Source organism: Oligoflexia bacterium (genome assembly GCA_035326705.1).
Taxonomy (GTDB): domain Bacteria; phylum Bdellovibrionota_G; class JALEGL01; order JALEGL01; family JALEGL01; genus JALEGL01.
Genome location: DAOLES010000011.1, coordinates 1 through 20571, shown reverse-complemented (window position 1 = coordinate 20571; position 20571 = coordinate 1). Strand labels below are relative to the sequence as shown.

Annotated in this window: 33 protein-coding genes and 1 pseudogene; all 34 read left to right on the top strand. The window is 37.7% G+C overall.

Translation table 11 applies throughout. The annotated features are described in order from the left end of the window. The first annotated feature begins 1 nt into the window (after nt 1). A complete protein-coding gene (gene rpsG, locus PKC21_10525; protein HMR25774.1) occupies nt 2-472 on the top strand; it encodes a 30S ribosomal protein S7 in 471 nt (156 codons plus the stop codon). 9 nt (nt 473-481) lie between these two features. Then, nucleotides 482-2554 carry an elongation factor G gene (gene fusA / locus PKC21_10520; GenBank protein HMR25773.1) on the top strand — a complete coding sequence of 691 codons (2073 nt, stop codon included), beginning with the start codon at nt 482-484 and terminating at the stop codon, nt 2552-2554. A gap of 14 nt (nt 2555-2568) precedes the next feature. Continuing rightward, nucleotides 2569-2886: a 30S ribosomal protein S10 gene (gene rpsJ, locus PKC21_10515; protein HMR25772.1), complete on the top strand. Its 318-nt coding sequence runs from the start codon at nt 2569-2571 to the stop codon at nt 2884-2886. A 2-nt stretch (nt 2887-2888) separates the two neighbouring features. After that, nucleotides 2889-3515, top strand: a complete 627-nt coding sequence (gene rplD / locus PKC21_10510; GenBank protein HMR25771.1) for a 50S ribosomal protein L4 — start codon at nt 2889-2891, stop codon at nt 3513-3515. Further along, nucleotides 3512-3817, top strand: coding sequence for a 50S ribosomal protein L23 (gene rplW, locus PKC21_10505; GenBank protein HMR25770.1), 306 nt, complete (start codon nt 3512-3514; stop codon nt 3815-3817). Before rplD ends, rplW begins: the two co-directional genes overlap by 4 nt. A 2-nt stretch (nt 3818-3819) precedes the next feature. Beyond that, complete coding sequence (gene rplB, locus PKC21_10500) at nt 3820-4647, top strand: 50S ribosomal protein L2 (GenBank protein ID HMR25769.1); 828 nt, start codon at nt 3820-3822, stop codon at nt 4645-4647. Next, nucleotides 4647-4922 (top strand): 30S ribosomal protein S19, encoded by a 276-nt coding sequence (rpsS, locus tag PKC21_10495; GenBank protein ID HMR25768.1) that lies wholly within the window; start codon nt 4647-4649, stop codon nt 4920-4922. Before rplB ends, rpsS begins: the two co-directional genes overlap by 1 nt. A 14-nt stretch (nt 4923-4936) precedes the next feature. After that, nucleotides 4937-5263: a 50S ribosomal protein L22 gene (gene rplV, locus PKC21_10490; GenBank protein HMR25767.1), complete on the top strand. Its 327-nt coding sequence runs from the start codon at nt 4937-4939 to the stop codon at nt 5261-5263. 10 nt (nt 5264-5273) lie between these two features. Then, nucleotides 5274-5948 carry a 30S ribosomal protein S3 gene (rpsC, locus tag PKC21_10485; protein HMR25766.1) on the top strand — a complete coding sequence of 225 codons (675 nt, stop codon included), beginning with the start codon at nt 5274-5276 and terminating at the stop codon, nt 5946-5948. 14 nt (nt 5949-5962) lie between these two features. Then, complete coding sequence (gene rplP / locus PKC21_10480; GenBank protein ID HMR25765.1) at nt 5963-6376, top strand: 50S ribosomal protein L16; 414 nt, start codon at nt 5963-5965, stop codon at nt 6374-6376. Next, the gene (gene rpmC / locus PKC21_10475; GenBank protein HMR25764.1) at nt 6373-6603 is read left to right on the top strand and encodes a 50S ribosomal protein L29; all 231 of its coding nucleotides are present in this window, start codon (nt 6373-6375) and stop codon (nt 6601-6603) included. The genes rplP and rpmC overlap by 4 nt, the downstream gene beginning before the upstream one ends. A 12-nt stretch (nt 6604-6615) precedes the next feature. Then, nucleotides 6616-6915: a 30S ribosomal protein S17 gene (gene rpsQ, locus PKC21_10470; protein ID HMR25763.1), complete on the top strand. Its 300-nt coding sequence runs from the start codon at nt 6616-6618 to the stop codon at nt 6913-6915. After that, a complete protein-coding gene (rplN, locus tag PKC21_10465) occupies nt 6912-7280 on the top strand; it encodes a 50S ribosomal protein L14 (protein HMR25762.1) in 369 nt (122 codons plus the stop codon). Before rpsQ ends, rplN begins: the two co-directional genes overlap by 4 nt. Next, nucleotides 7280-7618 carry a 50S ribosomal protein L24 gene (rplX, locus tag PKC21_10460; protein HMR25761.1) on the top strand — a complete coding sequence of 113 codons (339 nt, stop codon included), beginning with the start codon at nt 7280-7282 and terminating at the stop codon, nt 7616-7618. The genes rplN and rplX overlap by 1 nt, the downstream gene beginning before the upstream one ends. Nucleotides 7619-7635: 17 nt before the next feature. Beyond that, entirely contained in the window at nt 7636-8178 is a 543-nt protein-coding gene (gene rplE, locus PKC21_10455; GenBank protein ID HMR25760.1) for a 50S ribosomal protein L5, read from the top strand. A 15-nt stretch (nt 8179-8193) separates the two neighbouring features. Further along, nucleotides 8194-8589, top strand: coding sequence for a 30S ribosomal protein S8 (rpsH, locus tag PKC21_10450; protein HMR25759.1), 396 nt, complete (start codon nt 8194-8196; stop codon nt 8587-8589). A 30-nt stretch (nt 8590-8619) separates the two neighbouring features. Further along, on the top strand, nt 8620-9156 hold the full coding sequence (gene rplF / locus PKC21_10445) for a 50S ribosomal protein L6 (GenBank protein HMR25758.1): 537 nt from the start codon (nt 8620-8622) through the stop codon (nt 9154-9156). 13 nt (nt 9157-9169) lie between these two features. Then, entirely contained in the window at nt 9170-9514 is a 345-nt protein-coding gene (gene rplR / locus PKC21_10440; GenBank protein HMR25757.1) for a 50S ribosomal protein L18, read from the top strand. A gap of 9 nt (nt 9515-9523) precedes the next feature. Continuing rightward, nucleotides 9524-10024, top strand: coding sequence for a 30S ribosomal protein S5 (rpsE, locus tag PKC21_10435; protein ID HMR25756.1), 501 nt, complete (start codon nt 9524-9526; stop codon nt 10022-10024). Nucleotides 10025-10026: 2 nt separating this feature from the next. Beyond that, a pseudogene (gene rpmD, locus PKC21_10430) lies at nt 10027-10203 on the top strand (50S ribosomal protein L30). A gap of 173 nt (nt 10204-10376) precedes the next feature. Then, on the top strand, nt 10377-10859 hold the full coding sequence (rplO, locus tag PKC21_10425) for a 50S ribosomal protein L15 (protein ID HMR25755.1): 483 nt from the start codon (nt 10377-10379) through the stop codon (nt 10857-10859). A gap of 33 nt (nt 10860-10892) precedes the next feature. Beyond that, nucleotides 10893-12206, top strand: a complete 1314-nt coding sequence (secY, locus tag PKC21_10420; GenBank protein ID HMR25754.1) for a preprotein translocase subunit SecY — start codon at nt 10893-10895, stop codon at nt 12204-12206. 10 nt (nt 12207-12216) lie between these two features. Continuing rightward, nucleotides 12217-12768, top strand: coding sequence for an adenylate kinase (locus PKC21_10415; protein HMR25753.1), 552 nt, complete (start codon nt 12217-12219; stop codon nt 12766-12768). Further along, a complete protein-coding gene (map, locus tag PKC21_10410; GenBank protein ID HMR25752.1) occupies nt 12761-13507 on the top strand; it encodes a type I methionyl aminopeptidase in 747 nt (248 codons plus the stop codon). The genes PKC21_10415 and map overlap by 8 nt, the downstream gene beginning before the upstream one ends. A gap of 8 nt (nt 13508-13515) precedes the next feature. After that, nucleotides 13516-13629, top strand: a complete 114-nt coding sequence (gene rpmJ / locus PKC21_10405) for a 50S ribosomal protein L36 (GenBank protein HMR25751.1) — start codon at nt 13516-13518, stop codon at nt 13627-13629. 9 nt (nt 13630-13638) lie between these two features. Beyond that, nucleotides 13639-14019, top strand: coding sequence for a 30S ribosomal protein S13 (gene rpsM, locus PKC21_10400; GenBank protein ID HMR25750.1), 381 nt, complete (start codon nt 13639-13641; stop codon nt 14017-14019). A 16-nt stretch (nt 14020-14035) separates the two neighbouring features. Next, complete coding sequence (gene rpsK, locus PKC21_10395) at nt 14036-14434, top strand: 30S ribosomal protein S11 (GenBank protein ID HMR25749.1); 399 nt, start codon at nt 14036-14038, stop codon at nt 14432-14434. Nucleotides 14435-14616: 182 nt separating this feature from the next. After that, nucleotides 14617-15675 (top strand): DNA-directed RNA polymerase subunit alpha, encoded by a 1059-nt coding sequence (locus tag PKC21_10390; GenBank protein HMR25748.1) that lies wholly within the window; start codon nt 14617-14619, stop codon nt 15673-15675. A gap of 8 nt (nt 15676-15683) precedes the next feature. Further along, entirely contained in the window at nt 15684-16196 is a 513-nt protein-coding gene (gene rplQ / locus PKC21_10385) for a 50S ribosomal protein L17 (GenBank protein ID HMR25747.1), read from the top strand. Nucleotides 16197-16207: 11 nt separating this feature from the next. Then, nucleotides 16208-16750 carry a TlpA disulfide reductase family protein gene (locus PKC21_10380; GenBank protein ID HMR25746.1) on the top strand — a complete coding sequence of 181 codons (543 nt, stop codon included), beginning with the start codon at nt 16208-16210 and terminating at the stop codon, nt 16748-16750. A 38-nt stretch (nt 16751-16788) separates the two neighbouring features. Then, a complete protein-coding gene (gene fabD, locus PKC21_10375; protein ID HMR25745.1) occupies nt 16789-17730 on the top strand; it encodes an ACP S-malonyltransferase in 942 nt (313 codons plus the stop codon). Between the two features lie 57 nt (nt 17731-17787). Further along, nucleotides 17788-18657 (top strand): hypothetical protein, encoded by an 870-nt coding sequence (locus PKC21_10370; protein HMR25744.1) that lies wholly within the window; start codon nt 17788-17790, stop codon nt 18655-18657. Nucleotides 18658-18708: 51 nt separating this feature from the next. After that, nucleotides 18709-20121: a tRNA (N6-isopentenyl adenosine(37)-C2)-methylthiotransferase MiaB gene (miaB, locus tag PKC21_10365; protein HMR25743.1), complete on the top strand. Its 1413-nt coding sequence runs from the start codon at nt 18709-18711 to the stop codon at nt 20119-20121. A 5-nt stretch (nt 20122-20126) separates the two neighbouring features. After that, a partial coding sequence (locus tag PKC21_10360; GenBank protein HMR25742.1) for a gamma carbonic anhydrase family protein occupies nt 20127-20571 on the top strand: 445 nt, incomplete at its 3' end.

Genomic DNA, 20571 nt, shown 5'->3' with positions numbered 1-20571 from the left:
TATGTCTAGAAGAAGAGAAGCTAAAGTTAGAGTTCGTATTCCTGATCCAAGATTTAATGATCGTCTTATTGCGAGACTGATCAGTTGTTGTATGGTGGACGGTAAAAAGTCCTTGAGTCAAAAAATTGTTTATACCGCCTTAGACATGGTGGCGGAAAAAATGAAAGATGACCCAATTAAAGTTTTAAGAAAAGCTTTGGACAATGTTAAACCAGTAGTCGAGACTAAAAATAGACGTGTGGGTGGAGCTAACTATCAAGTGCCCATGGAAGTAAGGCCTAATAGAGCAGAAGCTTTAGGTATTCGTTGGTTATTAAAATCTAGTCGTGATCGTTCAGGTAAGTCAATGTCTGAAAAATTAGCAAATGAGTTGATGGATGCGCATGCGCAAAGAGGTGCGGCTGTTAAAAAACGTGAAGAAGTGCATAAAATGGCAGAAGCCAATAAAGCGTTTGCACATTATCGATGGTAGGACAAAGCAATGGATTTAAAAAAAGTAAGAAATATTGGAATTATTGCGCACATAGATGCGGGTAAGACAACAACCACAGAGCGTGTATTGTATTATACAGGTCGTTCACACAAGATTGGTGAAGTGCATGAAGGTAATGCAACCATGGACTGGATGGAGCAAGAGCAAGAGCGTGGTATTACCATTACATCTGCAGCAACAACATGTTCATGGAAAGATCACAAAATCAATATTATTGATACTCCAGGCCACGTTGATTTTACGGTTGAAGTAGAGCGTTCATTGCGTGTTTTAGATGGTGCTGTGGGTGTTTTTGACGGTGTTGCAGGTGTTGAACCTCAGTCAGAAACGGTTTGGCGTCAAGCAGATAAATATAAAGTACCTAGAATAGCTTTTGTAAATAAAATGGACCGTACAGGTGCCAACTTTTTTATGTGTGTTGAGCAGATGGTTTCAAGGTTGCAGGCCAATCCTGTGCCAGTTCAGATTCCTTTGGGTCGAGAAGAAGGTCACATGGGTGTTATTGATTTGGTGAAAATGAAAGCTTACCAATTCAACGATGAGTCTTTGGGTGCAAAATTTGATGAAATTGATATTCCTGCTGAATATAAAGCTGATGCTGATACATGGAGAGAGAAGTTGCTGGAGTCTGTTTCTGAAATCGATGAAGCTTTGATGGAGAAATATTTAGGCGGTGAAACGCTTTCAGACAACGAAATTTGGAGCGCATTGCGTAAAGGTGCCAATTCTATGGAGCTTACACCAGTGTTGTGTGGCTCTGCTTTTAAGAATAAAGGTGTGCAGCAGCTATTAGATGCAATTGTCGGTTTATTGCCTTCTCCTATAGATGTCCCTGCAATCAGAGGAACAGATATTAAAGATGATGAGAAAGAGATTTTGAGAAAGGCTGATGTGTCTGAACCCTTTTCAGCTTTAGCGTTTAAAATCATGTCAGACCCTTTTGTTGGTCATTTAACCTTCTTAAGAATTTATTCGGGCAAGATTGCTAGTGGTGATGCTATTTTAAACTCAACTAAAGATAAAAAGGAGCGATTGGGACGTATTCTTCAAATGCACGCCAATAAACGTGAAGAATTAAACGAAGCATCTGCTGGAGATATTATAGCAGCTGTGGGCCTAAAAACAGCGTCTACAGGCGATACGTTTTGTTCACCGACCAACCCAGTTAAGTTGGAGTCCATTAATTTCCCAGAGCCAGTGATACAGATTGCAGTTGAACCAAAAACAAAGTCTGACCAAGAAAAAATGGGCGAAGCTCTGCACAAATTGGCACAAGAAGATCCTTCTTTGCGTATTAAAACTGATGAAGAAACTGCACAAACATTGTTGGCAGGTATGGGTGAGTTGCACCTTGAGATTATTGTGGATCGTTTGTTGCGTGAATTTAAAGTGGAGGCCAATATTGGTAAGCCACAGGTTGCTTATCGTGAGACCATCACAAAGCCCATCAGAGCTGAAGGTAAGTTTATTCGTCAATCAGGTGGTAAAGGTCAGTATGGTCACGTTGTTTTTGAGATGGAACCAAATGAAGCTGGTGGTGGGTTCTCTTTTGAGACAACCATTAAAGGGGGTTCTGTCCCTAAAGAATTCTTTAAGCCGATTGAAGAAGGCGTAAAAGAAGCTTTAGACTCAGGTGTTTTGGCTGGCTATCCAGTGGTTGATATAAAAGTTAATCTTGTAGACGGATCTTTCCATGAAGTGGATTCATCAGAGATGGCGTTTAAAATTGCAGGTTCTATGGGTTTTAAAAATGGGTGTACCAAAGCATCACCTATTTTGTTAGAGCCTATCATGAAAACAGAAGTCGTGGTGCCAGAAGATTATATGTCTAATGTTATTGGGGACTTAAATTCAAGAAGAGCAAAGATTTTGGGCATGACTCCTCGTTCAGGTACGCAGGTTATTGATGCTGAAGTTCCTTTGTCAGAAATGTTTGGATACACCACTGATTTGCGTTCTAATACGCAAGGTAGAGGAAGTTCGTCAATGGAGTTTGATCATTATGCTCCATTGCCAGCAAAAATTAGTGCTGAAATCATTGAGAAATCAAAGTCAAAGTAGAGGATAATATGGCTATTGCAGAAGAAAAAATTAGAATTCGATTAAAAGCGTATGATTACCAGTTGTTGGATCAATCTACGCAAGAGATTGTTGATACCGCGCGAAGAACAGGAGCAAGAGTTGCAGGTCCTATTCCTTTGCCAACAAAGATAAATCGTTATTGTGTTTTAAGGTCTCCGCACACAGATAAAAAATCTCGTGAGCATTTTGAAATTAGAACACACAAAAGAATGATGGATATTCTTGAGCCTACACAGCAAACCATTGATTCTTTGATGAAATTGGATTTATCTGCTGGTGTTGATGTAGAGATAAAGAGTTATAGGGAGTAGTCATGGCCGTTGAAGCAAAAAAAATTGATTGGTCAGCTAAAAAATCAAGTACGGCAGTTTCATTGCCTAAAGATTTGTTTGCAGCTGAAGTGAAAGAGGCTGCTGTGCATCAAAATGTGTTGAGCATTTTAGCAGGGCGTAGAGCTGGAACAGCAAAAGTTAAGACCAGAGGTGAGGTCGCAGGTGGTGGTAAGAAGCCGTATCGTCAAAAAGGTACGGGTAACGCTAGACATGGTAGTTATACTTCACCTATTTTCGTTGGTGGTGGTACAGTTTTTGGTCCTAAACCTAGATCTTATGTGCAAAAAATTTCTAAGAAGCTTAAAAAAGTTGCTTTGAATAGTGTTTTGACTGACAAGCTTAACAATGAACAGGTGTTTGTTTGTACACGTTTTTCTGAAGAAAAACCATCAACAAAAAAAGTTTCTGTGTGGATGAAATCTGCACAATTAGAAAGTGTTATTTTTGTTGATAAGTCAAATGAAGCGTTGTCTTTGTCTGTACGTAATATTCCTAATGCTCGTTACTTAGATGTAAGAAGCTTGAACGTTTTTGATTTATTGAAGTATAAAACTTTGGTTATTTCTGAGGATGCAGTTGCATACCTTAATGAAGGAGCAAAGGTATGAACGTAAGATTAGATAAAGTATTAAAAAGGCCAATACAAACTGAGAAAACCACTTTACAAAAGGAAGTGGCAAATCAGGTTGTTTTTGAAGTGTATCCAACTGCAGATAAACTAAGTATTAAATCTGCAGTTGAGAAAGCCTTTAGTGTTAAGGTTGACTCTGTACAAACGATGATGGTGCCTTCTAAGCGTAAAAGACCTATTATTGGTAGACGTAGAGTTGAATTTAAAAAAGCAAACTGGAAAAAAGCTATAGTTAAGTTGGCTCCAGGTGAAAAGATTGAGTTGTTTGAAGGAGTTTAAAAATGCCAGTTATAAAGTATAAACCGATTACTCCAAGTAGACGTTTTATGACTACATCAGATTTTTCTGATGTAACATCTAACAAGCCAAAGAAAAGTTTGTTGTCTCCACAGAAGAGAACAGGTGGAAGAAATAATAAAGGTCGTGTTACCAGCCGTTGGATTGGTGGCGGGCACAAAAAGAAATACAGACAAATAGACTTTTTACGTCGTGATAAAGAAGGTATCGAGTGTCGTGTAAAAACAATAGAATATGATCCAAACCGCTCTGCGCGCATTGCTTTGGTTTCTTATTTTGATGGTGAGTACAGATATATTGTAGCGCCACATGGTTTAGAAGTGGGTGCCACGTTAAAGTGTGGTAAAGAAGCTGAAATCAAACCAGGAAATGCTTTAGAATTGCAAAACATACCTGTTGGTACATTGATCCATAATTTGGAGCTTAAAAAAGGTCGTGGTGCGCAAATGGTGCGTTCTGCGGGCACCTCTGCTCAAGTGATTGGTCGTGAAGAAGGTTATGCGCAAATACGCATGCCTTCTGGTGAGATCAGAAGAGTTCGTAAAGAGTGTTATGCAACCATTGGTCAAGTTTCTAATATTGAACATGAGAACTTAACCATTGGTAAAGCGGGGCGTTCACGTTGGTTGGGCAAAAACCCACGCGTACGTGGATCTGCGATGAATCCTGTAGATCATCCACATGGTGGTGGTGAAGGTAGAACAACTGGGGGTCGTCACCCAGTTACACCGTGGGGTGTTCCAACAAAAGGATACAAAACACGTAAGAATAAGAGCACCGGTCGATTTATTATTGAAAGGAAGAAAAAATAATGGCACGTAGTACCAAAAAAGGCCCTTTTGTTGATGGGTATTTGCTGAAAAAAGCAGAAGATTCTCGTAATGCAGGTGGTAAAAAAGTGATTAAAACTTGGTCACGTAGATCTACTGTTTTGCCAGAGTTTGTAGGGTTAACTTTTGCTATTCACAATGGGCGTAAGTTTCTTCCAATATATATAACAGAAAACATGGTTGGTCATAAGCTGGGTGAATTTGCATTGACAAGAACGTTTACAATGCATGCCGGTGATAGAAAAGCCGGAAAATAATGAGGGTGTGAATCATGCAAGTTAGAGCAAAATTTTTAAGAGTGCCGCCAAGAAAAGCAAGATTGGTAGCCAATATGATTAAAGGAAAGATGGCTAATGATGCCATTACTATGCTTAAATTTATGCCAAAAAAAGGCGCGGGAATGATTGAGAAATTGCTAAAAAGTGCAGTGGCCAATGTGAATGCGCAAGGACAAGTTGATGTAGACAATCTATATGTTGAGCAGATCTGGGTAGATCCGGGACCAGTCATACAAGCGTTTACACCAAGAGCACAAGGAAGAGCAACGCCAATTAATAAAAGAACAAGCCATATTTCATTGGTGTTAAAGGAAAAGTAGGAGAATCGTTATGGGTCAAAAAGTAAATCCTTTAGGTTTAAGAATAGGTATCATGAAGCCATGGCGCTGCAGATGGTACTCAAAAAAAGATTATGCAACTTTTTTACATGAAGATCTAAAGATCAAAGATATTGTGAAAAAGAAGCTTTATCATGCGGGTGTTTCACATATTGATATTGCTAGAGCTGCTGGAAAATGTATTGTTGATATCTACACCGCCAGACCTGGTGTGGTTATTGGCAAAAGAGGTGCAGGTATTGATAGCTTGAGACAAGAGCTGCAAAGAATGACTGATAAAGAAGTTGCGGTGAATATTAAAGAGGTGCGTAAAGCTGAGTTGGATGCGCAACTGGTTGCAGAAAACATTGCTATGCAATTAGAAAGACGTGTTGCTTTTAGACGTGTAATGAAGCGTGCAGTGCAATCAGCAATAAAATTGGGTGCAAAAGGAATTAAAGTTCGCATGGCAGGCCGATTAGGTGGTGCTGAAATTGCTAGAGCTGAGTGGTATATGGAAGGTGCGGTTCCTTTACATACGCTTAAGGCTGATATTGATTACGGTTTTACCGAAGCAAATACTACCTATGGCAAAATTGGTGTAAAAGTTTGGGTTAATAGAGGTGTTATCGTCAATGAGAAGCCAAACCGTGATGGTAAGGGTGAAGAAGCGGTTAATGCTGCGTAATAAAGGATTAAAATATGTTACAACCGGCAAAAGTTAAGTTTAGAAAACAACAGACAGGAAGAATGAAAGGCAAAGCTCATCGTGGGGCTAAAGTTTCTTTTGGAGACTTTGGTTTAAAAGCTGTTGAGTGTGGCTATATGACTTCACGTCAAATTGAAGCGGCAAGGATTGCTATGACTCGTCATATTGATCGTGGCGGAAAAGTTTGGATTAGAGTTTTTCCAGACAAACCAATTACTAAAAAGCCACTTGAGACAAGGATGGGTAAAGGGAAAGGCCCATTGTCGCATTGGGTTGCAGTGATTAAGCCTGGTAGAGTGTTGTATGAGTTGCAAGGTGTTAATAAAGAAATGGCAAAGGAAGCCTTACGATTGGCTTCACATAAGTTGCCTTTTAAGACTAAGTTTGTGGAAAGAGGTCAGATATGAGCGCTGCAAAGAAAAATAAAGATGAAATACAAGCTTTTAAAGCTTTGTCAGTTGATGAGTTGAGCTCAAAAGTTAACAACTTGCGTGAAGAGTCTTTTTGGTTGAAATTTAAAAACAACAGTGGCCAAGAAATTAGCGCAACTGAAATTAGAAGTACAAAAAAGAGTATTGCAAGAGCGCTCACCGTTTTAAATGAAAAAAAACGTACTGAGACAATAGAAAAATAGGAATTGAAAACTATGGAACGTACACAAAGAAAAGAGCAGCAAGGTATCGTTGTTAGCGATAAAATGGAAAAAACAGTGATTGTTCTAACAAAGTCACATGTTAAACATTCTCGTTATGGAAAATATTATGTTCGTCGCTTAAAATTTCCTGCGCATGATGAAAAACAAATCGCAAAAATGGGTGATTTAGTTAAGATTCGTGAAACACGACCCTTGAGTAAAACAAAAAACTGGAAAGTTGTTGAAGTATTAAAAAAGGCGGCAATTGTTGAAGAAAATCAAGATGTTGCTGTAAGCGAGGTGCAATCATGATTCAAACGGAAAGCGTTTTAGCCGTTGCTGACAACTCTGGTGCCAAGAAAGTCATGTGCATCAAAGTTTTAGGTGGCTCAAAAAGAAAATATGCAAGTGTTGGCGATATTATTGTGGTTTCTATAAAAGAAGCGATTCCCAGTGCTAAAGTAAAAAAAGGTGAAGTAAAAAAAGCAGTCATTGTTAGAACAAAAAAAGAATACGTTCGTAGGGATGGATCTTATATTCGTTTTGATGATAATTCAGCTGTTTTAATCAATAATGATAAAGAGCCAATTGGAACACGTATTTTTGGTCCGGTTGCTAGAGAGTTAAGAGCAAAAAGCTTTATGAAAATTATATCCTTGGCTCCGGAGGTATTGTAATGTCACGCGTAAATAGAGCAAACAAAAAAATTAAAGTTGGTGATACGGTAAGAGTCATTGCCGGCAAAGATTCAGCTGGAAAAGGGAAAGTTGGTAAAGTATTAAGCATTAATGCTAAAACAGATCGTGCCATTGTTGAAAAAGTTAATATGGTGAAAAAACACAAAAAAGGCGACGATAGAGGTAATCAAGGCGGAATTTTTGACCAAGAATCATCGATTCACTTATCAAATTTAAGCTTGGTTTCTGGAGCAAAAGAAGAAAAGGCTCCTAAAAAAACAACAACAAAAAAGAAAACTGCTAAAAAAGTAAGTAAAAAAGCAGAGAATAAAAATTAATTTAGAGAGATAAAATCATGTCAACAAGATTGTATGAAAAATATAAAAAAGAAGTGGCACCTAATATGCAAAAAACATTTGCATATAAAAGCACCATGCAAACCCCAAAACTTGAAAAAATCGTGATTAACGTTGGTTTAGGTAGAGCAGTGTCTGAACCCAAGTTGGTTGAGAATGTTGTTAAAGAGGTTTCAGTTTTTACTGGACAAAAACCGATTGTAACCAAGGCTAAAAAAGCGATTTCTAACTTTAAGTTAAGAGAAGGTATGCCTATTGGTTGTAAGGTGACCTTGAGAAAAGATAGAATGTATGAGTTTTTAGATAGGTTATGTTCTATTGCTCTACCCAGAGTTAGAGATTTTAGAGGTGTGTCTAATAAAGGGTTTGATAAAAGTGGTAACTACACTTTAGGGATTAAAGATTATTCAATTTTTCCCGAGATTAAGTTAGAAAATGTTCAATCTACTTTTGGTATGAACATTTCTTTTGTAAGTACATCAAAAAACCCTAAAGAAGGTAAAGAGTTATTAACCCTATTGGGTATGCCTTTTAGAAAGTAGTTCGGAGAGTTAAAAATGATTACAGATCCTATAGCAGATTTAATTACAAGAATTCGCAACGCTCAAAATGCAAAGCATAAGATTGTTTCAGTGCCAGCATCTAAGCTAAAAAAACAAGTTTTAGATGTATTAAAAAAAGCAGGTTTTATTAACCATTGGAATAGTAGCAATGCAAGCAACTTTGAAGCGTTGGACGTTGAGCTAAGATATGAAAGATCTGGCCGTGGAGTGATTAGAAAAATTGACAGAATCAGCAAACCTGGTCGTAGAGTTTATTTTTCTTCTGAAGATTTAAAAAAAGGTAGCGATATTATTACTTTAAGAGTTTTAAGTACGTCAAACGGTGTTATGTCTGATAAAGAGGCAATTGCAAAAGGCATTGGTGGCGAAGTTATTTGTGAAGTGTCTTAAAAGAAGTATTGCGGGTAGGAGAAATAAGGTATGTCACGTATAGGGAAAAAACCAATTGAGATTTTGCAAGGTGCTGTTGTAAGTATATCTGGCAACACAGTAACTGTAGAAGGTCCCAAAGGAAAAACTTCAATTGAAGCATATGATGGTGTGACTGTTAAAGTTGCAGACAACCAAGTTATTTGTACTTTAGATGAAGGTCAGTTGGATGCATCAAAACATGGATTAACAAGAAGTTTGATTGCTAATATGGTTGAAGGGTGTGCCAAAGGGTTTCAAAAAGAGCTTGAAATTGTTGGTGTTGGTTATCGTGCGGCTGTTAATGGACAAGTCTTAGAAATGACTTTAGGACATTCACATCCAATTCATTATCCAATTCCTATGGGAGTTACAATTACGGTTGATAAACAAACCAAAGTAACCATTGAGGGCATTGATAAACAGTTGGTGGGTCAAGTTGCAGCAGATATTAGGAGCTTCAGAGAACCTGAGCCATATAAAGGTAAAGGTGTAAAATATGCTGATGAAAGAATCATCAGAAAAGCTGGTAAAGCCGGTTCAAAGTAAGAGGAATTGAGTTATGAAAAAAAACCATTCAAGAAGTGCAAGAACACGTTATAAGCTTAGAAAAGTATCTTCTAGACCAAGATTATCGGTCTTTAGAAGCAATAAACATATCTATGCTCAAATTATTGATGATAAAAGCAATGAAACTTTAGCATTTGCGTCAACATTGTCAAAAGAATTAAAAGGCAAATTTAGTTCGTTAACAATAGATGCGGCAAAGTCTGTTGGGCAGTTAATTGCTGAAAAAGCAAAAGCCAATAAAGTTGAACAAGTTTGTTTTGATAGAGGATCTTATCCGTTTCACGGTAGAGTAGAAGCTTTAGCCACTGCAGCTAGAGAACATGGATTGAAATTTTAAGGAGTTACAGTGTCTGAAAATATTGATGTAAATGAATTGGGTTTGGTTGAGAATGTTATTAAAGTTAACCGTTGTGCCAAAGTAGTAAAAGGTGGTCGTAGGTTTAGCTTTGCAGCAATTGTTGTTGTGGGTGATCGTAATGGTCATGTTGGCGCTGGTTTGGGTAAAGCCAATGAAGTACCAGAAGCGATTAGAAAAGCTCAAGAACAAGCTAAAAAATCAATTACAAAAGTTAACATTCATGGCCATACCATTGCGCATGATGTTTTGGGTAGATATGGCGCTGGTTCTGTTTTGTTAAAGCCTGCCAGTGAAGGTAAAGGTGTTATTGCCTCAGGTGTTGTGCGTGCTGTTGTTGAAGCAGCTGGAATTCAGAATGTTTTATCAAAATGTTTAGGCTCATCAAACCCACACAATGCTGTTAAAGCAACGATTGCAGCTTTACAAATGTTAAGAACAGAAGAAGAAATCAATCAAGCTCGCCAGCTTGACGATAAGGAAGCAAAGTAATTATGGCTAAACTAATTAAAATAACACTTAAAAGAAGTACGATTGGTTGTACGCAAAAGCAAATTGCCAATGTGCAGGGGCTGGGTTTTAAAAAGACCTCTACAACAGTATACAGAGAAGATACCCCAGAAGTACGTGGGATGATTCAAAAAGTGATTCATCTTTTAAATGTTGAAAAAGCTGAATCAAAACCTGAAAAACCTGCTAAGAAAAAGTTTGTAGAGTTGTCTAAGCAAGTGGATAAAAAAGCTGAACCAAAAAAGACTGCAAAAAAAACAACTAAGAAAAAAGCTGCAACTAAGAAGTCGGAAACTAAAAAAGCAAGTTAGTTGTATATTAAGGAGTATAGATCATGGATTTATCAAATTTAAAGAGCCCTGAAGGCTCAAGAAAAAAAAGAAAGCGTGTTGGACGTGGTCACGGATCAGGTTGGGGAAAAACTTCAGGTAAAGGTCATAAAGGTCAAAATGCGCGTTCAGGTGGTGGTGTGAATCCAGCATTTGAAGGTGGTCAAATGCCTTTGGTTAGAAGGTTACCAAAGTTTGGTTTTACCAATATCTTTAAAAAGAAATATGCTGTTGTCAATTTAGATGCGATTAATGCTATTGAAATTGACGGTCCAATTGATTTGAATATTTTGAAAGATGCCAAGATTATTCGTAAAAAATCATTACGTCTTTTAAAAGTTTTGGGTGATGGTAGTCTTGATAGAAAAGTTCATGTTGTTGCAGACGCTTTTAGTGCAAGTGCTAAAGCAGCTATTGAAAAAGCAGGTGGAACAGCAGAATTGATTCAAAACTTGGATGCTCAAACTGAAAACAGCAAAGAAGCTTAATCGATTAAGATTGTTTTAAAGAAAGGTATTGTAGTGTCAACTGTAGCAAATATGGCAAAAGTCCCAGAATTAAGAAAACGTATTTTGTTTACTTTGGGCATGTTAGCGGTTTACCGTTTGGGTGTGCATGTGCCTTCGCCAGGTATTGATGCTGCAGAGTTGGCTAAATTCTTTTCTGACAAAGGTGATACGATTTTAGGTGTTTTTAATGTGTTTAGTGGAGGAGCTTTAGAGCGACTATCTATTTTTGCACTTGGGATTATGCCCTATATTAGTGCATCTATTATCATGCAACTTTTGGCGCCAACCATTCCTTACTTAGAAAGACTTAAAAAAGAAGGAGAGTTAGGTAATCGTAAAATTACCCAATACTCTAGGTATTTAACAATTGTTATTAGCTGTGCTCAGGGTTTTGGTTTAGCTGCATATTTTCAAAGCCAAGGTGTTGTGATTAACCCAGGTTTAGCATTTAAAATACAAACAGTAATAACCTTAGCTGCGGGGACTGCGTTTTTAATGTGGTTGGGTGAACAGATTACTGAGCGTGGCATAGGTAATGGAATATCACTAATTATTTATGCTGGTATTGTGGCGGGCCTACCGGGTGCTATTTCTAACACTTTAACATTAGTACAAGAAAATCAAATGGCTGTTTTAAGTTTGATTTTTATGTGTGTTTTTATGGCGGCAGTTGTTTATGGTATCGTTTACGTTGAGCAGGCTTATAGAAGAGTTCCTGTACAAGTTGCTAAACGTGTTGTGGGTAGAAAAGTTTTTCAGGGACAAAATACGGGGATCCCAATTAAAGTGAATTCTGCTGGAGTTATGGCTGCAATTTTTGCTATGGCTATTATTTCTGGTCCGATATCGTTGGTTCGCTTATCTAATATCCCGTGGTTGCAACGTTTTAGTCAACAATATTTGTCATTTGATGGTTGGATAACCAATGTTATTATGGTTGTTCTTATTATCTTTTTCTTTTTCTTCTATACTGCAATTCAGGACCAAACCAATCCAGAAAAAATTTCTGAAAATATCAAAAAATCTGGTGGCTATATTCCTGGTATTAGACCTGGCAAAGCAACAGCCGATTACTTAGAAAAAGTCATTGTGCGTATTGCATTTGTTGGGGCTATTTATACTTGTTTGGTTTGTGTTTTGCCTGGTGTTTTACAAAGCAATGCAGGAGTATCTTTTTATTTTGGTGGAACCAGTTTATTGATTGTTGTGGGTGTGGCTTTAGACACTATGTCACAGATTCAAGCGCATTTAGTCAGCCATGATTATGACGCCATGATGGGTGGTAGTTTAAAAGGTAGAAAATTAAAAGGTCGTAGAGCTGGTTAAGGTATTAGTCATGAACGTTATATTTTTAGGAGCCCCAGGTGCCGGTAAAGGCACACAAGCAGAAAATGTTAAAGAGCATTTTGGTCTTAAGCATATTTCTTCGGGTGATTTATTGAGAGAATCTCTGAGTAAAGAAACTGAACTGGGTTTGAAGGCAAAATCTTACATGGACCGGGGTGATTTGGTGCCAGATGAGATTGTTTTTGCAATGATTCAAGAAAAACTTCCTGCAGCACAAGGGGTTTTGTTTGATGGTTTTCCAAGGAATCTTGAACAAGCCAAACAATTGGATGAAGTGTTTTTCAAATTAAAAGATAAAATAAACTGTGTGATTAACCTTGATGTTAAAGAAGATGTTGTCATTGATCGTTTGATTGGAAGAGGTCGTAAAGACGATAATCCTGAGGTTATAAAAAATCGGCTAGATGTTTATAGAAAACAAACGCAACCTTTATGCAGTTATTATGAAACTCAAGGGAAGTTATATACCATTGATGCCTCTGAGAATGTTGAAAAAGTTTGGGACAATATTAAAACATGTTTGGAGCGTCAAAATGGTTAATATTAAGTCTAAAGAAGAACTTGAAATTATGCGTAAAGTCAACAGGTTATTGGCCGGTGTTCGTGAAACTTTAAAAGAAATGGTTAAGCCTGGAGTGACAACCTTAGAGCTAGATAAAAAAGCTGAGGCTATGATTAGAGAAAAAGGAGCTGTTCCAGCATTTAAAGGCTACCATGGCTTTCCATCAACTTTGTGTACATCCATCAATGAAGAAGTTGTTCACGGTATTCCTAGCAATAGAGTATTGGAAGAAGGAGATGTTTTGGGCATGGACATGGGGGCTATTTTAAATGGTTTCTACGCGGATACTGCTGTAACTTGCATGGTAGGAAAAGTTTCTTTAGAGGCACAAAAGCTTTTAAAAACTACGGAAGAGTCATTGTATAGAGGTATCGATCAAGCTCGGCCTGGTGGCAGATTAAATGATATTGGTGCGGCCGTGCAAAAATGTGTTGAAAAAGAGGGCTATAGTGTTGTAAGAGAGTTTGTCGGACATGGTATTGGCAAGCAATTGCATGAAGACCCACAAGTGCCCAATTACGGCATAGCAGGCACTGGTATGATGCTAAAAGTAGGTATGGTTTTGGCCATTGAGCCTATGGTGAATATAGGCGGGCCAAAAGTAAATATTTTAGATGATGGCTGGACGGCTGTCACAGAAGATGGTAGTTTGTCGGCTCATTTTGAGCATACGGTGGCAATTACTGAAAATGGGCCAGAAATTTTGACCCAAGTATAGAGGTAGATATGAAAGTAAGAGTATCAGTAAAGAAAATTTGTAATAAATGTAAAGTAATCCGCCGCAAAGGAGTGGTTAGGGTTATTTGTGATAATCCAAGGCATAAGCAAAGACAGGGTTAAGGAGAAAAAATGGCACGTATTTCAGGTGTTGAGTTACCTAAAAAGAAAAGAATTGATTACGCTTTAACGTATATTTATGGTGTTGGTTATACCAGGGCCACATCTATATGTGATGCTGCTAATGTTGATAAGTTTAAAAAAGTTGATGAGTTGGCTGAAGGTGAATTGGTTAGAATTCGTGATATCATAGACCAAAACTATAAAGTGGAAGGTGACCTTCGTAGAGAAGTCAATGCCAATATCAAGCGTCTTATGGATTTAGGATGTTACAGAGGAATGCGTCATAGAAAAGGTTTACCAGTTCGCGGGCAAAGAACGCACACCAATGCAAGAACAAGAAAAGGTAAAAGCAAAATAGCGGTTAAAGTAAATAGACCGGTTGGAAAATAAGACTGAAGAGGTAAGCATGGCTGCAGTAAAGAAAAAAGTAACAAAAAAGAAAAAAGAAAAAAGAACGATTCCACATGGAATGGTAAAAGTTCAAGCTACATTTAACAATACAATGGTTTCTATTACTGAACCAAATGGTAACGTATTGTCATGGTCAAGTGCCGGAGCACAAGGGTTTAAAGGATCAAAAAAATCTACCCCCTTTGCTGCTCAGATTGCTGCTGAAAAAGCAGCTAGGGTTGCTGTAGATACCTATGGCTTGAAGTCTGTGGATGTTGATATTAAAGGCCCTGGAGCTGGCCGTGAAGCTGCAGTAAGAGCAATTCAATCCGCTGGAATTAGAGTTAACTCCATTCGTGACGTCACACCTATTCCACACAATGGATGTCGTCCACCTAAAAGAAGAAGAGTTTGATTAATTGTAATAATATTTAGGAGACGCTAGTACGAATAAATAATTTATGCTTAAGAAGAGAAAGTTTTATTGTATAAAACTTGATCTGGGTGGGATGAGTCAGTCATAAACCACGTTTTTTGACTGAGAAGGGGGAAGATCCCTCTTAATAAAACTACCAGAGCAATGAAGGAGAAAATGGTATGTATAAGAACTGGAAAGATCTGATTGAACCTGAAAAAGTAGAGCTGGAAAGAGATCCAAATCGTGAGAATTATGGTAAATTTACTGTAAAACCTCTAGAAAGAGGTTTTGGTCTTACAATGGGTAACTCTTTACGAAGAGTTTTGTTGTCTTCATTGCAAGGTGCTGCGATAACTAAAGTAAAAGTTAAGGGCGTAGAGCATGAGTTTTCAACCATCCGTGGTGTTGCTGAAGATGTATCTGATATTATCTTGAATCTTAAGGGTGTTCGTATTAAATGTCACTCTGAAGGTCCTGAAACCATTACTATTAAAGCTTCTGGTCAAGGCGATGTAACTGCAAAAGATATCATGACCAATGATAATATTGAAATTCTTAATCCTGAGCATCACATTGCTTCTTTGGATGAAAATGGCAAATTAGAAGCAGAAATGACTGTTAAGATGGGTCGTGGTTATGTAACTTCAGAAGAAAATAAAGATGAAGACGATGAAATTGGGGCAATTTCTATTGATTCAGCATTTTCTCCAATTAAGCGTGTTAACTATAATGTAACACAAGCGCGTGTGGGTAAAAAAACGGACTTTGATAAATTAACATTAGAAGTGTGGACCAATGGTGCAATTGCACCTGAGGATGCAGTGGCCTATGCAGCTAAAATTATTAAAGAACAAGTACAAGTATTCATTAACTTTGATGAAAAAACTGCTGAGCCTGAAATTGTTGAAGTGATTGAGGAAGAAGTTCCTAATAAAATCAATGAGCATTTGCTAAGAAAAGTTGAAGAGCTCGAGTTGTCTGTTCGTTCAGCAAATTGCTTACAAAATGCAGATTTAAAATTTATTGGTGAATTGGTTCAGAAAACAGAAATGGACATGTTGAAAACCAAAAATTTTGGTCGTAAATCTTTGAATGAAATCAAAGAAATTTTAACTGAGATGGGTTTAGGTCTGGGTATGAAACTAGACTTAGAAACCGTTAAAGAAATTGAGAAGTTAAGAAGAAACAACTCAGCCGTTGGACAAGTCAGTGCGGCATTGGGAGAGTCAGTAGTATGAGACACCAGATGAGAAAAAGAAATTTTGGTCGCAGACCTCATCAGCGTAAAGCTTTGATGAGAGGTTTGGCTGATCAATTGATTGAACATGAACGTATTACAACCACCTTGGTGAAAGCGAAAGAGCTTAGAAAAGTTGTAGAGCCATTGATTACTTTAGGTAAAAAAGGTGATTTACACTCAAGACGACAAGCAGCTTCAGTTTTATATAAAAAAGAAACTGTTCAAAAGTTGTTTGATGGTGGCATTGTTGAACGTTTTAAAGATCGTCCAGGTGGTTACACTCGGATCTACAAAGGTGGAATTAGACGTGGTGATGCAGCGCCTATGGCTATTATTGAGTTAATACCAGAAGGTGATAAACCTGCTAAGAAGAAAGCAAAAAAAACCACTCAGGCTAAAGCGGCCTCTGCTAAACCAGCAAAGACTGAAGAAAAAAAGACAAAGTCTGCCACAAGTAAAACAGTTGAAAAAAAAGCGGGTAAGACTCCAGCTAAAGACAAAACAACTGATAAAGAATAATATTGGGCCTTATGCGATTGATAGCAGGGCTTAGCTTTCTATTTTTTGTTTCATCGGCCTTTGCATCGGATGTGTGCAAAGGTGCGGTTGAAGCAAAAGTTGGTGCATGTGCACCTCAAGTTTCTTCTTTAGAGAATGTATCACAAAAATTACTTAATAAAAGTGTCACGGCAAATGACTTGCGCGGTAAAGTTGTTTTTTTACATTTTTGGGCGACGTGGTGTAAACCTTGTGTTGAAGAGTTGCCAGAGTTAGAGAAATTATTTGCTAAAATTAAAGATAATAAAAACATAGTTTTTTTAGCTGTAAGTATTGATACTGAAGGAAAACCAGCTTTGGATAGATTTTTTGAACGCTTATTTGCCAACAAATATCCAAAATTTGATATTTTACTGGATCAAAAAAAACTAACAGCCAATCGCTTTGATGCCATTAAGGTTCCTGAAACATTCATCATAGATAAAACAGGTAAAATTACGGATAAAATTGTTGGCATTAACAATTGGGACAGCTCAATTGTTGAAAATTATTTAAACTTGCTAAGTCAGCAATAACAATTGATTCATTAAATTAAAGGCTAAAAGGAGATGCTATGAGTACAATATTTTTGTTTCCAGGGCAAGGTTCTCAAAAAGTAGGTATGGGACAAGAGCTTTATCAAAGGTACGCTTTAGTGAAACAAAAGTTTGAACAAGCCAATGATATTTTAAACCAAGATCTATCAGCATTGATTTTTGATGGACCTTCGGAAGAACTTCAATTGACCTACAATGCTCAACCTGCAATCTTGTTGTTAAGTGTGGCTATTTTAGAAGTGTTAAATGAAGAGTATGGACTTAAAGCAAATGCGGTTGCAGGGCATAGTTTGGGCGAGTTTTCCGCTTTGGTAGCCGCTGGGGGTTTATCATTTGAAGATGCCTTAAAAACTGTTAAAAAACGCGGAGAGCTTATGCAAGAAGCTGTTCCAGCTGGTGTTGGGAGTATGGCAGCAGTCTTGGGGGCAGAGGATGCATTGGTGGAAAATGTTTGTGCAGAAATTTCAAAAGAAGGCAATAGAGTTGAGCCAGCCAATTACAACTGCCCAGGTCAATTGGTGATCAGTGGTCATAAACAAGCTGTTGATCAAGCCTGTGAACAACTTAAGGCTAAAGGAGTTAAGCGTTGTATTCCATTAAAAGTCAGTGCGCCTTTTCATTCCAGTTTACTAGAGCCGGCGGGAAGAGCCTTAAGACCCTATTTAGAACAAATTGACTGGTCTAAAACTCTTAATATACCTTATTGGGCAAATGTCGATGCTCAAAAATATACAAATACCCAAGGCGTAGTTGATCGTTTAGAGTCACAAGTTTGGAGTGGCGTGAAATGGACGCAAAGTTTACAGGCAATTTTTGCAGAAAATCCAGATGCAAAATGTATTGAGGTTGGACCAGGTAATGTAGTCTGCGGCCATGTTAAAAAAATCAATCCAGAAATAATGTGTGTTCCCAGTCAAACAGAACAAGATATTCAAAACCTTGTAAAAGCCAGTGTTTAATTGGATCACAACTGACATTTTAGATGCTTTGAGTCATGGTTTTTGTGGAGGCATTTTATGAGGATATCTATTTTGATTGGTGTTATGTTATGCACTACATTTTGGGCATATGCAGAAGATTTGAAAAATTGTCGTCTGTATGATGAAAAGTTGAATATGGGTCTCAAAGAAAGTACTTCGTACCGTCCAATGAACTTTGATAATAATTACGTTATTAAGTATGAGATGGATTCAAATCATGTGTCCTTGGATGCTAGTGAAAAGTTAAAGGCTTACGATATCAAGTTTATTGGCGAAGAGTCTTTTTCAACCAAGCCTTGGATTGAACTTGAAAAAATGGATATAAGTATAAAGTCTATTCAATGTGCTGAAAAAATAACCCTCACCCTTTGGGACTCAAGACAACAAAGCTATAATAAAGTTGTGTTTGAGTTAATTCAAGCCGGGCCAAAATTGCATTATACTATCCAAAACACTAAAAAAACAAAAAAACGTGTACTTGAAAAAGTAAGTCATCAATGCAGTTATCTTAGTCCAGTCCACTACACGACATTTTTTAATACCCCTCAGCTTAATCAAAAAAAAATTGAGTGTGAAGCGCAGGTGTCAAAACTAGCTCAAAAACCTTGGAAAGATGGAAACTTTATCTTTGACTTGGTCTTTGCTGAGCATGCTAAAAAAACAATGGGTTGTGAATTGGATGTTCATATTAACGAAAACGTTTTAACAGCACGTCTAAAAAAATCCTGTAATTTATCAAAAACAAAAGCTGGAGATGTTTTTGTCTCTGGGCAAATTATGCACCATTCAAGCGGTCCTTGGGTTATAATTGAAGATAAAAGTGATCTTGATAAAAAAGAGATTGGAGGATGTACAGATGGCCCTCTAATCGTCAATTTTAAGAATAAATCGATTGAAACGTGTTGAAATGGATACAACAGCCCTGATTATAATCAATTATTCTATTGACCTATAGGTATGATTCAGAGTAAGTATGGGCCTGTGAATTCACAACGCATGCATATTTTGACCTATGGCTGTCAGATGAATGATTATGAATCTGACAGGACTTATCGCTTATTTCATAATAAATATGGCTACTCATGGGCCGATCATCCGCATGATGCAGATCTTGTTATATTTAATACCTGTAGTATTCGTGAGAAGGCTGATCAAAAAGCTTTTTCTGCCTTGGGAGAGCTCAAAAAAACCAAAGCTGAACGCAAGCAACATATGATTATTGCTGTGGGGGGCTGCAGTGCCCAATTGCGTGGCAAAGAAATTCAAAGTAAGTTTCCATTTGTGGACATTGTTTTTGGCACCCATCAATGGAATATTCTTCCAGAACTGGTAGAAGCATGTTTAACGAAAAATAAACGGCAAAGCAATTTAGATCTTTTTGGTTGGCAAAAATACAGCTTTTTAGATGTTGAAAAGCATCAAGAGCAAGACAAACATCCAGTTACAGAGTTGATTACTGTTCAAAATGGTTGTGATAAGTTTTGTAGCTTTTGTGTGGTTCCCTACACAAGAGGTCGTCAGGTGAGTCGTGATCTTGATGATATCTGTAGAGAAGTTGAAAAAGTTGCACAAAAAGGGACCAAAGAGGTTATTTTATTGGGACAGAACGTTAATGCCTACGGCAATGATAAAAGCTCTGACATTGGTTTTTCTAAGCTTTTAAGGTCAGTTGCAGCCGTTGATGGTATAGAAAGAATACGGTATGTTACCTCACATCCTTCTGAGCTTAGTTTTGAAATGATAGATACCATGGCTGAGCTGGATGAAGTGTGCAACAGCTTGCATTTACCGATTCAGAGTGGATCTAATCGAGTACTTAAAGCAATGAATAGAGATTATACCGTTGATCGTTTTCGTGAAGTGGCCAACTATCTTTACAAAACCATCCCTGATATGATTTTAACCACTGACTTGATGGTGGCGTTTCCAGGTGAAACAGAAGAAGACTTTAAAGATACCTTAAGTGCCATGGAAGAATTTAATTTTGCTGAAAGTTTTTCGTTTTTGTATTCTCCAAGGCCAAATACCAAAGCTGCAAAACGTGAAGCGGATTTTATTCCTACAGAAGTTGGTAAGCAGCGTTTATATGAGTTGCAAGACTTGCAAAATAAATTATCCATGCAAGCACGACAAAACTATTTAGGAAAAACTGTAAAAGTGTTGGTAGATGGTGTGTCTGCAAGAGATGGTCAGCAAATTACCGGTAAAATGCCGCAAAACTGGTCAGTTAATTTTGATGGAAGCAAAAGCCTTATTGGTAAAGTTGTTGATGTAAAAATTGATCAGGTCATGAGTAATACATTTAAGGGCCAATTGATCTCTGCGGTACAAGAAGAACAACCATCCAAAGTTCTTCCCAGTGTAGGATAAAACGCGTGACTGAACAGTTAATTACATTAAGCAATGGCCAATCACCTCAGTTACATGAGACGGTCTTTTTGGCGCCGTCTTCTTATATTATTGGTGAAGTAAGTATGGGAGAGCAATGCAGTGTTTGGTTTGGTTCAATCATTCGCGGTGATGTTAACTACATAAAGATTGGAAAAAGAACCAATGTGCAAGATCAGAGTATGTTGCATGTAACGCACAAAACCCATCCTTTAATTATTGGTGACGAAGTGACCATTGGTCATCGTGTTACCTTGCATGGCTGTACTCTTGAAGATAGAATTTTAGTGGGTATGGGGGCCACAATCATGGATGGAGCTCATATAGAGAGTGATGTGATTATTGGGGCGGGGGCGCCTGTTACACCCAATACAAAAATTTCTAGTGGGGGTTTGGTTGTTGGCAGCCCCGCTAAAGTAAAACGCGAATTAA

Coding starts and splice junctions, on each gene's coding strand:
- rpsG (HMR25774.1), top strand. CDS start 2: ATGTCTAGAAGAAGAGAAGCTAAAGTTAGAGTTCGTATTCCTGATCCA.
- fusA (HMR25773.1), top strand. CDS start 482: ATGGATTTAAAAAAAGTAAGAAATATTGGAATTATTGCGCACATAGAT.
- rplD (HMR25771.1), top strand. CDS start 2,889: ATGGCCGTTGAAGCAAAAAAAATTGATTGGTCAGCTAAAAAATCAAGT.
- rplW (HMR25770.1), top strand. CDS start 3,512: ATGAACGTAAGATTAGATAAAGTATTAAAAAGGCCAATACAAACTGAG.
- rplB (HMR25769.1), top strand. CDS start 3,820: ATGCCAGTTATAAAGTATAAACCGATTACTCCAAGTAGACGTTTTATG.
- rpsS (HMR25768.1), top strand. CDS start 4,647: ATGGCACGTAGTACCAAAAAAGGCCCTTTTGTTGATGGGTATTTGCTG.
- rplV (HMR25767.1), top strand. CDS start 4,937: ATGCAAGTTAGAGCAAAATTTTTAAGAGTGCCGCCAAGAAAAGCAAGA.
- rpsC (HMR25766.1), top strand. CDS start 5,274: ATGGGTCAAAAAGTAAATCCTTTAGGTTTAAGAATAGGTATCATGAAG.
- rplP (HMR25765.1), top strand. CDS start 5,963: ATGTTACAACCGGCAAAAGTTAAGTTTAGAAAACAACAGACAGGAAGA.
- rpmC (HMR25764.1), top strand. CDS start 6,373: ATGAGCGCTGCAAAGAAAAATAAAGATGAAATACAAGCTTTTAAAGCT.
- rpsQ (HMR25763.1), top strand. CDS start 6,616: ATGGAACGTACACAAAGAAAAGAGCAGCAAGGTATCGTTGTTAGCGAT.
- rplN (HMR25762.1), top strand. CDS start 6,912: ATGATTCAAACGGAAAGCGTTTTAGCCGTTGCTGACAACTCTGGTGCC.
- rplX (HMR25761.1), top strand. CDS start 7,280: ATGTCACGCGTAAATAGAGCAAACAAAAAAATTAAAGTTGGTGATACG.
- rplE (HMR25760.1), top strand. CDS start 7,636: ATGTCAACAAGATTGTATGAAAAATATAAAAAAGAAGTGGCACCTAAT.
- rpsH (HMR25759.1), top strand. CDS start 8,194: ATGATTACAGATCCTATAGCAGATTTAATTACAAGAATTCGCAACGCT.
- rplF (HMR25758.1), top strand. CDS start 8,620: ATGTCACGTATAGGGAAAAAACCAATTGAGATTTTGCAAGGTGCTGTT.
- rplR (HMR25757.1), top strand. CDS start 9,170: ATGAAAAAAAACCATTCAAGAAGTGCAAGAACACGTTATAAGCTTAGA.
- rplO (HMR25755.1), top strand. CDS start 10,377: ATGGATTTATCAAATTTAAAGAGCCCTGAAGGCTCAAGAAAAAAAAGA.
- PKC21_10415 (HMR25753.1), top strand. CDS start 12,217: ATGAACGTTATATTTTTAGGAGCCCCAGGTGCCGGTAAAGGCACACAA.
- map (HMR25752.1), top strand. CDS start 12,761: ATGGTTAATATTAAGTCTAAAGAAGAACTTGAAATTATGCGTAAAGTC.
- rpmJ (HMR25751.1), top strand. CDS start 13,516: ATGAAAGTAAGAGTATCAGTAAAGAAAATTTGTAATAAATGTAAAGTA.
- rpsM (HMR25750.1), top strand. CDS start 13,639: ATGGCACGTATTTCAGGTGTTGAGTTACCTAAAAAGAAAAGAATTGAT.
- rpsK (HMR25749.1), top strand. CDS start 14,036: ATGGCTGCAGTAAAGAAAAAAGTAACAAAAAAGAAAAAAGAAAAAAGA.
- PKC21_10390 (HMR25748.1), top strand. CDS start 14,617: ATGTATAAGAACTGGAAAGATCTGATTGAACCTGAAAAAGTAGAGCTG.
- rplQ (HMR25747.1), top strand. CDS start 15,684: ATGAGAAAAAGAAATTTTGGTCGCAGACCTCATCAGCGTAAAGCTTTG.
- PKC21_10380 (HMR25746.1), top strand. CDS start 16,208: ATGCGATTGATAGCAGGGCTTAGCTTTCTATTTTTTGTTTCATCGGCC.
- fabD (HMR25745.1), top strand. CDS start 16,789: ATGAGTACAATATTTTTGTTTCCAGGGCAAGGTTCTCAAAAAGTAGGT.
- PKC21_10370 (HMR25744.1), top strand. CDS start 17,788: ATGAGGATATCTATTTTGATTGGTGTTATGTTATGCACTACATTTTGG.
- miaB (HMR25743.1), top strand. CDS start 18,709: ATGATTCAGAGTAAGTATGGGCCTGTGAATTCACAACGCATGCATATT.